Raw genomic sequence first — 13,368 nt, forward strand, 5'->3', positions numbered from 1 at the left:
TTACACAAACGTTTGTGCTAAGATTTATGGTTGTAAAAGAGTGCATTAGGCTATTTGTTAAGGTATTAATTCCTAATTTGCTCATGCAATACTAAATCAACCAACAGTAAAACCAAGTATAAATTAATGAAGAATCTTAAACTAGCAATCATTGCTTTTGCACTATTTTTTGGTAGCGAAGTAAAAGCACAACAAGCAAAAACCTTTGCTATAGGTACAGAGCATTTTGAGCTTAATGGTAAACCTTATGTAATTCGCTGCGGTGAAATGCACTTTGCTCGTATTCCGAAAGCAGAATGGCGTGATCGTTTAAAAATGGCCAAAGCAATGGGCCTAAATACAGTTTGTGCCTATCTTTTTTGGAATATGCACGAAAATCAAAAGGATCAATTTACGTGGAGTGGACAAGCTGATGCAAAAACCTTTTGTAAAATAGCACAAGAAGAAGGTTTATATGTGATTTTAAGACCTGGACCTTATTCTTGCGCCGAGTGGGAATTTGGTGGTTTTCCATGGTGGTTATTGAAAGATAAATCAATCAAATTGCGTACTCAACACCCTTATTTTTTAGAGCGAAGTAAAAAATACTTACTAGCGGTTGGTAAAGAACTAGCTCCATTACAAATTAATAAAGGCGGTAATATTTTAATGGTTCAGGTAGAAAATGAATACGGCAGTTATGGAAATGATAAAGCTTATATGAATATCATTAAAGCTGATTTGCAAGAAGCTGGATTTACGGTTCCATTGTTCCATTGCGATGGGCCATCTCAGTTAAAAGCAGATCACCCAGATGGTTTATTTGCCGTAGTAAATTTTGGTAGTAATCCTGAAGCAAATTTTAAAGCATTAAGAGCAATTCAGCCTACTGGCCCATTAATGAGTGGAGAATATTATCCTGGTTGGTTTGATAGCTGGGGTCGCCCGCACCATAAAGGCGATACCAAAAGAATTGTGAATGAATTGAAATACATGTTAGATCAAAAAGCATCTTTCAGCATTTATATGGTACATGGAGGTACAACTTTTGGAACATACAGCGGTGCAAATTCTCCACCATATTTGCCACAAACCAGTAGTTACGATTACGATGCGCCGATTGATGAAGCAGGAAATCCGACAGAGAAATTTTATGCATTACGAGAATTATTTGGACAGTATTTACAAGAAGGGGAAACTTTACCTAACGTTCCTGCTAAACATAAATTTCAAACATTAGCTCCAGTAAAGTTTACATCGTTTGCTAGCTTAAATCAGAATTTACCAAAACCTGTATTAAGCGATACAACAATATTGATGGAAGATTTGAATCAAGATTTTGGTTGTGTGTTATATAAATCTACTATTCCGGCAGGGGCAAAAACAATGCTAACTTTTGATGAAATTCACGATTACGCATTGATTTATATTGATAACAAATTAATCGGAAGCCTTGACAGAAGAAAAGCTAAATACAGTTTAGAAATCCCCGCTAGAGCGAAAACTGCTCAACTTTCGGTGTTAGTAGAAGCAACAGGTCGTGTAAACTACGGCGGGCATATGCACGATAGAAAAGGTATCCATGGACGTGTATTTTTAGTGAATGCTAACCAAAAAACTGAAATCAAAAACTGGAAAAATTACCCAATTCGTTTAGGCGATGTCACTATTCCAGTAAAATATCAGGCTTATGCCAACCAAAAACCAGAAGCAGGTTTTTACAAAGGTACTTTTATAGTAAATAACATTGAAGACACGTATTTGGATGTAAGCAAATGGAACAAGGGTTTAGTGTGGGTAAATGGACATTGCTTAAGTCGTTTTTGGAGTATTGGTCCAACGCAAACCATGTTAGTGCCAGAAAGTTGGTTGAAAAAAGGAGCTAACGAAGTGATTGTGTTTGATTTATATGGTTCGGCGAAACCAGCATTGACGTTCTTGGATCATCCAATATTAGATCAAGTAAATGAACCACAACCAGAAAAACATAGAAATGCTAACCAAAAATGGGATGCAATTGGGTTAACTGCTTGGGCAGAGGGTACGTTTGAAAATAATAACAAATGGCAAACTGCAGCAGCAAAACCAACTTTAGGAAGATACTTTGCTTTAGATGCACTTTCAGAACAAAAAGGTCAGCCATTTACAACTATTGCCGAGATAAATATATACGATAAAAACGGCAACGAAATACCTCGAACCAATTGGAAAGTTGTATTTGCCGATAGCGAAGAAATAGGTGGCGATGATGGTAGTGCGGTAAACGTTTTCGATTTGCAATTTACCAGTGTTTGGCATACAGAATGGGAAAATCGTTCGCCAAAACCACCACATCAAATCGTACTAGATTTAGGTAAAAACTATGAAATAGGAAGTATTAAAGTATTGCCTAGACAAGATAATGCCAACGGGCGAATTAAAGATTACAAAATCTATTTATCAACCACTTTATTTAAAGGATTATAAAACACACACAAATGAAACTTAAATTATTTATCGCTCTGCTTTTGGCAAGCACAACAACCTTTGCACAGGAAGTAAAATTAGCAGCTACACCACCAATGGGATGGATGAGTTGGAACATCATGTCTGAAAATCCGAATGAAAAAGACATTAAGGAAATGGCTGATGCTATGGTTGCTAGCGGAATGGTTAAAGCTGGTTATCACTATATCTTCTTAGACGATTGTTGGCAAGGTGGTCGTGATAACAAAAATAACATCATTGCCGATGCGAAAAAATTTCCTTCTGGAATTAAATCACTAGCAGATTATTTACATAGTAAAGGAATGAAATTGGGAATTTATTCTGATGCAGCGCCACTTACTTGTGGAGGTTTTACGGCTAGTTTTAATTTCGAAAACCAAGATGCCAAAACATTTGCATATTGGGGAATAGATTACCTGAAATATGATTATTGCAATGCACCTGAGGATGTAGCAACAGCTAAGATTCGTTATGGTAAAATGGCACAAGCGCTACGCAAATCGGGAAGAGAAATTTTATTGGGTATCTGCGAATGGGGTCCACGTGAGCCATGGAATTGGGGTGCAGAAGTTGGTGGACAAAGTTGGCGTACTACCTACGATATTAGAGATAAATGGAATGATACTGAAGGCAAAGGGGGAGTTGGAATTTATAATGTAGTTGATAAAAATGCAGAACTTGCAAAATACTCTGGACCAGGAAAATGGAACGATGGAGATATGTTGGTAGCGGGTTTACATGGAGTAAAAGGCCCATCATCTGCATACAACGGTAAGGGTTGTACACAAGCAGAATACCAAAGTCAGATGAGTTTATATTCGATGCTAAATTCGCCATTATATGCGAGTTGCGACATTCGTAAAATGGATGATGAAGCAAGAACTATTTTTACGAATGAGGAGGTGGTTGCCTTAAATCAGGATGCTTTAGGAAAACAAGCTGAACGTAAAATTAAAAATGACGTTTGGGACATTTTTGTTCGTCCGTTGGCTAATGGAGATTATGCCATTGCTATTTTAAACAAAGCTGCTTCAACACAAAATGCAAAAATAAATTTCGCCGATTTAGGCTTAGCTGATAAATACGAAATCAGAGATTTATGGCAACATAAAGTAACAGGAAAAGGTAACAAATGGGCTGGTCAGGTAGCTGCACACGAAACCAAAGTTTTTAGATTGAAGAAAATATAACTAAACACACACAAACACACAAATGAAACACTTATTTACTATCGCATTAGTAGCGACTGGGCTAACCACCTTTGCGCAAGATGCTACAAAAGACCCCGCAACGGTATTAATTACCCCGCAACAAACGCTTTCTAAAAACGATACTGCTTTTAGAAAAGAAATTTCAAAATGGAGTGATCAGATTTTAAAAAGTACGGATTATAAAAACATTAAAGCACAACCTTCGTCTGCCAATTTTCCAGGTTCGGTTAAAGAAGGATACAAATTTGTAAGTCAAACCGTGCCTGTTGCTCATCAAAAAATTGTGGATAGCTTGGTGTCTGTAGTTTCTACTTTAGGCTATTCTGGTTATGATAGTGATATTATGTACGGTACAGGTTTGTATGCTGCTGCTGGCGAATATATAGAAGTTGATGTGCCAAAAGGGACTAATGTTGAAGATTTATCAGTTCAAATTGGTGCGCATAGCGACAGGTTAAATTATTGGGTTGCAGGAAAAGAAGATTGGCGTCGTATGCCTATCATCACCAAAAAACAGAAATTAGTAATTGGTAAAAACTATTTAACATCGCCATTTGGCGGATTGATTTACATTGATATTAAACCAAAAGGGGAAAGTAGAAATATTGATTTTAAAATCAGCCATGCGGTAACTGCACCTCTTTTTATACTGGGTAAAACTTCGCAAAGCGATTGGCAAACTCAATTAAAAAACAATAAAGCACCTTGGGGCGAAATGGCTACTGAAAATGTAATTCTTACTTTGCCGGATAGCGTTTTACAAACTATTAAAAACCCTGATGAAGTAATGAAGCTTTGGGACTTAATTGTTGGGGGAGAAATGGAATTGGCGCAAATGCCTTTGCCATTTTACAGAGCGCAACGTTTAGTTCCAGATGAGCAAATTGGCGGTGGTTATATGCACAGTGGCTACCCAATTATGATCCATCATTCACCAAGCAAACACCTATTATCTACAGAAATTATGGCTGATCCATCTTTATTAATGAAGCCAAGTGGAGGTGGAGCTAATTGGGGTTTCTTCCACGAAATTGGTCATAATATGCAAAACCTAAATTGGGTTTTTGGTGGTACAACAGAGGTAAGTAATAACTTTTTCTCATTATACATGTTCGATAGATTGATTGGAGGAAGAGATAATGCGCACTCGGCTATTTCTAATGCCAATACACAAAAACAAATGAAAAAGTATTTCGCAGAAGGTCCGAGTTATGATAAATGGAAAAGTGATCCTTTCTTAGGTTTAATTATGTTCCGTCAAATGCAAGAAGGTTTTGGATGGGAAAGCTTTAAATCGTTCTTTATCGCTTACCAAAAAATGGGAGCTACTATTGGCAGATTAAACGATCAACAAAAACGAGATTTGTGGGTTAAAACATATTCGAATATTGTGAAAAGAAACTTAGCGCCATTTTGGAATACTTGGGGAGTTGGTATTAGCGATGCAACTACTAAAGAATTATCAGTTTACCCACAATGGAAGCCATATAACTTTCCTCCACAGAATTAGTTAACTTAATCTCGTCATTGCGAGGCACGAAGCAATCTTAAAGCTATGGTTTACAGTCTTAATTGTGTTGTGAGATTGCTTCGTGCCTCGCAATGACGAAACGCTTTATAAAGGAATTTCATCATGAAAAAACTAACCCTCATTCTACTCATCAGCTTTGCTTATCATATAAGCTTTGCGCAAAACCTAACTAAATACAACCTCAGTTTTGATAAATTACCTGCCAAATGGGATGAAGCTATGCCTTTGGGCAATGGCATGTTAGGTGCCTTAGTTTGGGGCAAAGCCGATAAATTACGCCTGTCATTAGATAGAGCAGATTTATGGGACGAGCGAAAAGCACAACCAGATTTGAATATCTACAACTGGAAATGGGTACAAAACCAGGTTGATAAAAAAGAATACGGCATTGTTCAGAAAACGTTAGATGATCCTTATCATCAAACTACACCTACTAAAATTCCAGCAGCAGCTATTGAGTTTAACATCAGTAGCTTAGGTAAAGTAGTATCAAATGTTTTAAATCTAAAAACTGCATTAAATACGGTAAAATTTGAAAACGGCGTAGTATTTAACTGTTATATCCACGCTACCAGAAATCAAGGCTTTTTTGGTTTCGAAAATCTGAAAAACACAGCTATTTTACCCGAGTTAATTGTTCATAATTATGCTGGAAATGAAAAAATAGCTAATGATAATAGTCATTCAGGTGAAGGTCTTCAAAAACTGGGCTATGCCAAAGGCGATGTAACCAAAACGCAAAATACCATCCGTTACAGACAACCAATGACAGATGGACATTTTTATGAAGTATTAATCACATGGAAAAAAATAAACGATCACATTATAGGTTCATGGACGGTAACTAAAGATGCTGCTGCAGCTATTCCGCCTATTTCAGCAACAGCTAAAGAGCCAACAGGTTGGGATACACATACTAAATGGTGGGCAAATTTTTGGAATAAATCTTCTATTTCCATTCCTGATGAATTGGTGCAAAAGCAATATTACTTAGAGCAATATAAATTAGGCTCGGTAGCAAGAAAAGGAGCGCCAGCTATTACTTTACAAGCGGTTTGGACTGCTGATAATGGAAGTTTACCACCTTGGAAAGGCGATTTTCATAACGATTTAAATACTCAATTAAGCTATTGGCCAACTTATACATCGAACCATTTGACAGAAGGCAAAACCTTTACCGATTGGCTTTGGAAAGTTAAGGGTGAAAGTGAAAAGTATACCAAATCATATTTCGGTGTAGCTGGTTTAAATATACCCGGTGTAGTTACGTTAAGTGGTCAGCCAATGGGAGGGTGGATTCAATATTCGATGAGCCCAACAGTGGGGGCTTGGTGTTCACAACATTTTTATTGGCAATGGAAATACAGCATGGATAAGCAGTTTTTAAATGAACAAGCTTATCCTTACATCACACAATCGGCTACCTTTTTAGAGAACATTACATTTTTAAAAGATGGAGTGCGGATGTTGCCCTTAAGTTCTAGTCCAGAATATAACGATAACGCGATAAGCGCTTGGTTTAAAAACTGGAGTAATTTCGATTTAGGCTTAGCCAAGTTTTTGTTTAAAGCTGCAAAAGAAGTTTCATTAGCCAAAGGCGATAAAAAAGGAGCAGAGCACTGGCAAACTATCGCTAATCAATTGCCAGATTATGAAGTAAACGAAACAGGATTTACAATTGCACCGGGTCAAAACTTAAATGCTTCTCATCGTCACATGTCGCAATATATGGCCATTTATCCTTTGGCATTGCTAGATTATAACAAGCCAGAAGATAAAACTCGTATCGATAATTCATATAAACAATTAGAAGCGAAAGGAACTCGTGGTTGGTGCGGTTATTCTTTTAGCTGGATGGCATCATTATACGCAAGAGCCTACCAAGCAGATAAAGCGCTTAAACAATTGCAAATCTTTGCTTCAAATTTCTGTTCGCCAAATAGTTTTCACTTAAACGGAGATCAAAAAGGTGGACAATACTCTGGTTTTACCTATCGTCCGTTTACATTAGAAGGAAATTTTGCTTTTGCCCAAGGTGTAAATGAATTATTACTGCAAAGCAGAAATGGTTATATCGAAGTTTTTCCAGCAATACCAACTACTTGGAAAGATTGCTCTTTTAAAGATTTACGAACAGAAGGCGCATTTTTAATTAGTGCAAATTATAAAAATGGCAAAGCCGATAGCATAACCGTTTTAGCCGAACAAGGCGGAGAATTAAATATAAAATTGCCTAAAGGGAATTTTACCTTATCAGGAAAACAGGTTAAAACTGTAAATGGAATTGCTAAAATAGCTACCAAAAAAGGTGAGAAATTAGTTTTTCTAAATAAAGGATAAACTTGAATCCCAATCTTGCTCGTCCTTTCGACTGGAGCGCAGCGAAATGGAGAAATCTTTCTATATAATTTAAAGATTTCTCGGCTGCGCTCGAAGAGACGAGTGGGTTAGCTACACTTGTCCTAATCTTGTTCATCATTCCCGTGAAAACACGTCATTCCCAACTTGATTGGGAATCCTAATGCAATAAGAGGCTTTTTTATGCATTAGGATTCCCGTTTTCACGGGAATGACGAGTTTAGAGTAAACATGAGAAATAATAATCTTGTCTTAAACACCCCCTAATGTTGACTTTTTCGCCAACCATTTTTAAATTTAAGTTGTTATATCTTAGTATAACCTTAAATCAATTTAAAAATGGAAATCAAACCAGTAAGCAATCGCATGTTCGCTCTCATCGTATTGTATGATATGCATACCACCTATTTTGGTAACGCAATTGACGGCATTTCTGATAAAGATGCTCATCAGCGTTTAGATACAAAAGCTAACCATATAGCTTGGATTAGTGGAAGTTTAGTAGAAGGAAGGTACGAATTAGCTAATTTATTAGGGCTAGATCTTAAGCAAACAGCTCACGAACTTTTTGCAGACCACAAAGGTATTCAAGATAATGAAACTTATCCAGCATTAGCTGATTTTAAAAAAAGATTGGGAAAAAATCTCTCCAATTTTAAGAGAGAAGCTTATGCAGGTTACAGAGGAACAACTGGATAAAATGTTAGAGTTTCCAGGTATGAGTTTTCCGATGTTTGAGATGGTTTCTTTTAACATTTATCGCGAAGCAAATTGCATTGGTCAGATTGCGCTATGGCGTAGGTTGCTAAATTACGATGCGATGAAATACATGTAATTCAAATTAAAAATTTCGAGGTATTTTTTTAAAAATGGATTATCTTGTACTAAACTTAACCTAAACTAAATAATATGAAAATTGCAATTATCATTGTTAGAAGCCTGCTAGGCTTAATGTTTGTGTTTGCTGCCGTTGTTGTCCTTTTTAAAATTCCGATGGAGCAACCACCAATGACACCTGGCGCAACAGCTTTTATGACTGGATTGATGTCTGGTAATTATTTTATGACTTTATTAAAAGTGATAGAATTGATTTGTGGCATTTTACTGATTGTTAATTTTTGGGCACCATTGGCAACTGTAGTCTTGTTTCCAATTACCGTAAATATCTTATTTTTTCATGCGTTTCTTGATGAACCTAAGAATTTACCGAGCGCTCTATTTTTAATAGCTGCAAACCTATTTTTAGCTTATGCGTATCGTAAAAACTATGCTGGCTTATTAATGGCGAAACCTATTCAATAAGTTTCCTCAAAGAAAACCTTAAAAAGATGGTAACATTTTACCTGCCGGTAGTCTAAATAGTAGAAAAGGTTACCGACAGGTTAATATAAAATATCATGATTGAAGTTTTTAAAACAGACGTAACAAATTGTGATGACGCCAAATGGCTGATTGATCAACTGCATAAAACCTTTGACCACTATCTAGCAAATTTCGATTTAGAAGATTGTGATTCTATTCTTCGGGTTGAATACTCAAACGGAATAGTAGATGCCGAAGCAATTATCAATTTTTTAGCAGAAAGAGGATTTTATGCAGAAGTTTTACCTGATGATTTTCAATCTGCGATAAATTTTGACACTCATTTTTCGGTTGTGCAAAATCCAAACCTTTCTGACTTCTCTGAAAAATAATCTCCTTAGAAAATCATTTTTCTCATACAGAATTAGCAGTAATTTTATTTTCAAATCCTATTCATTAACTTTATGAACAGTTAAATCTATTCCTATGTCTAAAAAACTATCACTACTGTTCGTATTTGCTATTTGCACACTCTCTGTTTTTGCGCAAAAGAAAGATGATATTTTAGGGAAATGGCTTAATCCTTCAGGCGAAGGTCAGGTAGAGATATACAAAAAAGCAGATAAATATAGTGGTAAACTAGTTTGGATTAAAGATCCAAATGATGATAAGGGTAAGCCAAAAATGGATATTAAAAACCCAAATGCAAATTTAAGATCGAGACCAGTGATGGGACTAGAGATTTTAAAGAATTTTGCTTTTGAGGATGGAAAATGGACTGATGGAACAATTTATGATCCTAAAACTGGTAAAACCTATAGTTGTAATTTATCAATTAAAGAAAACGGAGAGTTAAATATCAGAGGGTATATTGGTATTTCGCTAATTGGTAGGTCTGAAAGTTGGAAAAGAGTAAAATAAACGCTAATCAAAATCTAAACTTTTGTTAATTATTGCACATTGTTTCCTCAAAAATAAATCTTCCTTTACCATAGTCAATAGGTACCTTATTATCGAAGTGAGCAGAACCCATAATTAGCATAAACTGACCAATACCCATAGTCAATTTACCATCCTTTTTTAAAAAAGCAACTGGATTACGATTCCATCTTTCGGCCTTGTTAATTTTAAAATCATAGTGACCTCTTAGCGTATCGCCATACATCTCGCCTTTGAACTGCCCCTCATATCTTTCCTTTTTATCGGTATAACTAAAAGTCAACAATCCATTAATAATTTTTTTAGAAGTATCGATAGAAAACCATGCTGTATCTTTTCCTGAAATTGATTGGTAACAAACCGTTTTTTTCTTGTCCATTACTTCTTTTTCTTTTGGCTTTTCTTCTTGGCAACTGAAAATGAACAGACTAATTATAAATACTGAAGCTAAAAATAGGGATTTGGTTTTCATAAGTTGATTGTTGTAAATAGTAAAATAGTTATAAGAACAAGATGCTTGAATAGTTACCTTTCCATAAACTTTTCTTATTTTCATCTGTTTACATCAAAAAAACGTCCTATTATGAAAAACATGTTCTGGTTCCTTTTGCTTTTCTCCACCATCGGCTATGCCCAAAGTTATACTTTAAAACCATTAACATCTGGTAAAAATACAAGTATGCGTGGTTTATCAATTGTATCTGATTCTATTGCTTGGGTAAGCGGTAGTAACGGACAGGTTGGTAAAAGTTTAGATGGTGGTAAAACTTGGGAATGGACTCAGCCAAAGGGATATGAAAAACTAGATTTTAGAGATATTGAGGCATTTGATCAGTTAAAAGCAATTGTGGTAAACGCAGGTTCGCCAGCCTATATTCTTTCTACTATTGATGGAGGGAAGAGTTGGAGAGAAGTTTACAAGAATACAGATTCGGCTATATTTTTAGATGGGATGGGTTTTTGGGATGAACAACAAGGGATTATTTTCGGTGACCCAATAAAAAACAAAATGCAACTCTTAAAAACTACCGATGGTGGTTTAACATGGCAAGATATTTCAGCAAACTTAAAAAAAGAGTTAAAAATTGGTGAAGCAGGTTTTGCAGCAAGTGGAACAACCATAAGAACTGGGGCAGATGGAAAAGTTTGGGTTGCAAGTGGAGGTTCAGCCTCTAAAATATATTATTCGAGTAATTATGGTCATAGATGGAAAGTGTACGATTGCCCAATATTACAGGGTGAAAGTAGTACAGGGCCATTCTCTATCGCATTTTATGATGCGAAAAAAGGAATAGTTGTAGGTGGTAATTATTTAAAAGATAAAGAAAGCACTAATAACGTGCTATTAACTACTAATGGTGGTAAAACGTGGTCGAAACCACAAAAACCTGTAAGCGGTTATCGCTCTGCAGTAGAATATATTACAGATCAACTGTGTTTTGCAACGGGTTCTTCTGGTACAGATGTATCAACCGATGGTGGAAAAAACTGGACAAATATCTCAACACTAAATTTTAACGCGATACAAAAAGCTAAAAATGGTAAATTAATTCTCCTCACTGGAAACAAAGGGCAGATTTACCAAATCACATCTCCTTAAATTTTTCTGTATTATCAATTCACTGTCATAAATCAGCTACATTTTTGATAGAAAGCAAGCTGGCTTAAATATTGTATATACTTTTGTGTTTAACAAAAATGTTAAACATAATTGTAAATGGCGACGAGAGATACAGGAACTGAACAATTAATTAAGGATACCGCAAAGCGAATCTTTTTTTCAGAAGGGAAATTACATGCAACAACGCAAGATATTGCAGATGCTGCGGGTGTAAATAGAACTTTACTCAATTATTATTTCCGTTCGCGGGATATTTTATTTGAGCAAGTTGTGCTAGAAGCTAGGGCAGAAATGTCTGCAATAATGGATTCTATTTTCACAGCCGAGCTAGAATTTAAAGATAAAATACAACAAATGATTAATATCTTTATGGAGCAAGCGATGCAATTTCCATATCGTGAAATGTATGTGGTTATGGAATTTAACCGCACAGAAAAGATCGTTCCTGAAGAAAAGAAAAATAAAATCAGACAATTCTTAAAAGAAATTAACGCTGAAATGGAAAAAGGAAAAATTAAAAAGATGGATCCCCGTCAGTTTTTAATGAATCTATTTGCGTTAATGGCTTATCCGCTTATTACCAACTGCTTAAATAAATCACTTTATAACATTAACGACGCTGAGTATTTAAAGTTAATGAAAGAGCGTAAGCAGTTAATTTTCGAAATGATTTATCAATAATTAAAATAGATACACAAAAGCAACCCCCATATTAACATGAAAACAACAATTCGATTATCAATTATTTTATTTTTAGGAGCTATACTTGCTTCTTGCGGTGGCAAGGACGAGAAGGCAGCAGCTTTAGCCGCCGCCGCTGGTCAACCCCAAGCATATCCAATATTTACTGTAAATACACAATCCACTACCTTAGATTCTGATTACCCTGCAACAATTGAGGGAATTGAGAATGTTGATATAAGACCAAAAGTTGATGGCTTTATAGAAAAAATTTATGTTGATGAAGGTGCTTTGGTAAAAAGAGGACAGCTGTTGTTTTTAATTAATGCTCCACAATACGAGCAGCAAGTTAGAACTGCAAGAGCTGCTATTAGTAGTGCAGAAGCTGATGTAAATGCGGCTCAATTGCAAGTGAATAAGACAAAACCATTGGTAGATAAAGATATCATTAGTAAATATGAACTAGAATCGGCGCAATTAACTTTACAAAGTAAAAGGGCAATGTTATCACAAGCTAAAGCAGCGTTGGTAAATGCAAATGTAAATTTAGGTTATACCAGAATTACTAGTCCAGTTGATGGTGTTGTAGGTGCTATTCCATTTAAAACAGGAAGTTTGGTGAGTGGAACAAGTGCACAACCCTTAACTACGGTTTCAAATACCAATAAAGTATACGCTTATTTTTCTTTAAACGAAAAGCAACTGCTTGATTTTTCTAACCTATATAAAGGTAAAACGCTGAGTGAGCAAATGAAAAATATTCCACCAGTTGGTTTAGTTTTAGCCGATGGATCTACCTATGCTCAAAATGGAAAAATCGAATCGATTAATAGCCAAATTAATACCGGTACAGGTGCAGTAAGCTTAAGAGCTACGTTTCCAAATCCAATAGCCCTATTAAAAAATGGTGCAAGTGCTTCTGTACGTATTCCGCAGCATGTTAACGATGTGATTTTAATCCCTCAAAAATCTACAACAGACTTACAAGGAAAGAAATTTGTTTACATTTTAGGAGATTCGGCTAAAGTAATTTCTACTCCGGTAGAAGTGATGCAAGTTACAAAAGGCAAATTTTATGTCGTAACTAAAGGATTAAAAGCAGGAGATAAAGTTGTTTTAGAAGGTTTCCAATCGTTAAGAGATGGAACTAAGATTAAACCTCAAGAGTTAAATACGGATTCAGTGTATGCTGAAATTAAAAAATAGTCGATCTCAATCGTGCCAAAAGGCATCCCTTTGGGATAATTCTAAAATTGTAA

At 35.7% G+C, this 13,368-nt stretch carries 13 protein-coding genes; 12 read left to right on the plus strand and 1 reads right to left on the minus strand.

Going from position 1 to position 13,368, the window contains the following annotated elements; all coding sequences use genetic code 11:
- Positions 1 to 126: 126 nt before the first annotated feature.
- From GM921_RS02705 to GM921_RS02740, 9 genes are all read left to right on the plus strand, one after another.
- Positions 127 to 2,445 (plus strand): beta-galactosidase, encoded by a 2,319-nt coding sequence (locus GM921_RS02705; RefSeq protein ID WP_182921071.1) that lies wholly within the window; start codon positions 127 to 129, stop codon positions 2,443 to 2,445.
- Positions 2,446 to 2,456: 11 nt separating this feature from the next.
- Positions 2,457 to 3,656 (plus strand): glycoside hydrolase family 27 protein, encoded by a 1,200-nt coding sequence (locus tag GM921_RS02710; protein WP_182921072.1) that lies wholly within the window; start codon positions 2,457 to 2,459, stop codon positions 3,654 to 3,656.
- 22 nt (positions 3,657 to 3,678) lie between these two features.
- Positions 3,679 to 5,187 (plus strand): M60 family metallopeptidase, encoded by a 1,509-nt coding sequence (locus tag GM921_RS02715; protein WP_182921073.1) that lies wholly within the window; start codon positions 3,679 to 3,681, stop codon positions 5,185 to 5,187.
- A 123-nt stretch (positions 5,188 to 5,310) separates the two neighbouring features.
- Positions 5,311 to 7,548, plus strand: a complete 2,238-nt coding sequence (locus GM921_RS02720) for a glycosyl hydrolase family 95 catalytic domain-containing protein (protein ID WP_182921074.1) — start codon at positions 5,311 to 5,313, stop codon at positions 7,546 to 7,548.
- A gap of 357 nt (positions 7,549 to 7,905) precedes the next feature.
- Positions 7,906 to 8,265 carry a hypothetical protein gene (locus tag GM921_RS02725; protein ID WP_235969762.1) on the plus strand — a complete coding sequence of 120 codons (360 nt, stop codon included), beginning with the start codon at positions 7,906 to 7,908 and terminating at the stop codon, positions 8,263 to 8,265.
- A complete protein-coding gene (locus GM921_RS17470; protein WP_235969763.1) occupies positions 8,237 to 8,401 on the plus strand; it encodes a hypothetical protein in 165 nt (54 codons plus the stop codon). Before GM921_RS02725 ends, GM921_RS17470 begins: the two co-directional genes overlap by 29 nt.
- A 74-nt stretch (positions 8,402 to 8,475) precedes the next feature.
- Positions 8,476 to 8,868: a DoxX family membrane protein gene (locus tag GM921_RS02730; RefSeq protein WP_182921075.1), complete on the plus strand. Its 393-nt coding sequence runs from the start codon at positions 8,476 to 8,478 to the stop codon at positions 8,866 to 8,868.
- Between the two features lie 95 nt (positions 8,869 to 8,963).
- A complete protein-coding gene (locus GM921_RS02735) occupies positions 8,964 to 9,260 on the plus strand; it encodes a hypothetical protein (protein WP_182921076.1) in 297 nt (98 codons plus the stop codon).
- A 94-nt stretch (positions 9,261 to 9,354) separates the two neighbouring features.
- Positions 9,355 to 9,789 (plus strand): DUF2147 domain-containing protein, encoded by a 435-nt coding sequence (locus GM921_RS02740; protein WP_182921077.1) that lies wholly within the window; start codon positions 9,355 to 9,357, stop codon positions 9,787 to 9,789.
- A 25-nt stretch (positions 9,790 to 9,814) separates the two neighbouring features.
- Here GM921_RS02740 and GM921_RS02745 read toward each other — a convergent pair whose 3' ends face one another.
- Positions 9,815 to 10,363: a hypothetical protein gene (locus tag GM921_RS02745; RefSeq protein ID WP_182921078.1), complete on the minus strand. Its 549-nt coding sequence runs from the start codon at positions 10,361 to 10,363 to the stop codon at positions 9,815 to 9,817.
- Between the two features lie 27 nt (positions 10,364 to 10,390).
- On the opposite strand from GM921_RS02745, the gene GM921_RS02750 reads away from it, so the two are divergent.
- The 3 genes from GM921_RS02750 to GM921_RS02760 all read left to right on the plus strand — a co-directional run bounded on the left by GM921_RS02750 (position 10,391) and on the right by GM921_RS02760 (position 13,315).
- The gene (locus tag GM921_RS02750) at positions 10,391 to 11,407 is read left to right on the plus strand and encodes a WD40/YVTN/BNR-like repeat-containing protein (RefSeq protein ID WP_182921079.1); all 1,017 of its coding nucleotides are present in this window, start codon (positions 10,391 to 10,393) and stop codon (positions 11,405 to 11,407) included.
- A gap of 117 nt (positions 11,408 to 11,524) precedes the next feature.
- A complete protein-coding gene (locus GM921_RS02755) occupies positions 11,525 to 12,109 on the plus strand; it encodes a TetR/AcrR family transcriptional regulator (RefSeq protein ID WP_182921080.1) in 585 nt (194 codons plus the stop codon).
- A 36-nt stretch (positions 12,110 to 12,145) separates the two neighbouring features.
- Positions 12,146 to 13,315 (plus strand): efflux RND transporter periplasmic adaptor subunit, encoded by a 1,170-nt coding sequence (locus tag GM921_RS02760; protein WP_182921081.1) that lies wholly within the window; start codon positions 12,146 to 12,148, stop codon positions 13,313 to 13,315.
- The last annotated feature ends 53 nt before the right edge of the window (positions 13,316 to 13,368 follow it).

Origin of the sequence: Pedobacter planticolens, from assembly GCF_014172375.1 — a bacterium.
GTDB classification, from domain to species: Bacteria; Bacteroidota; Bacteroidia; order Sphingobacteriales; family Sphingobacteriaceae; genus Pedobacter; species Pedobacter planticolens.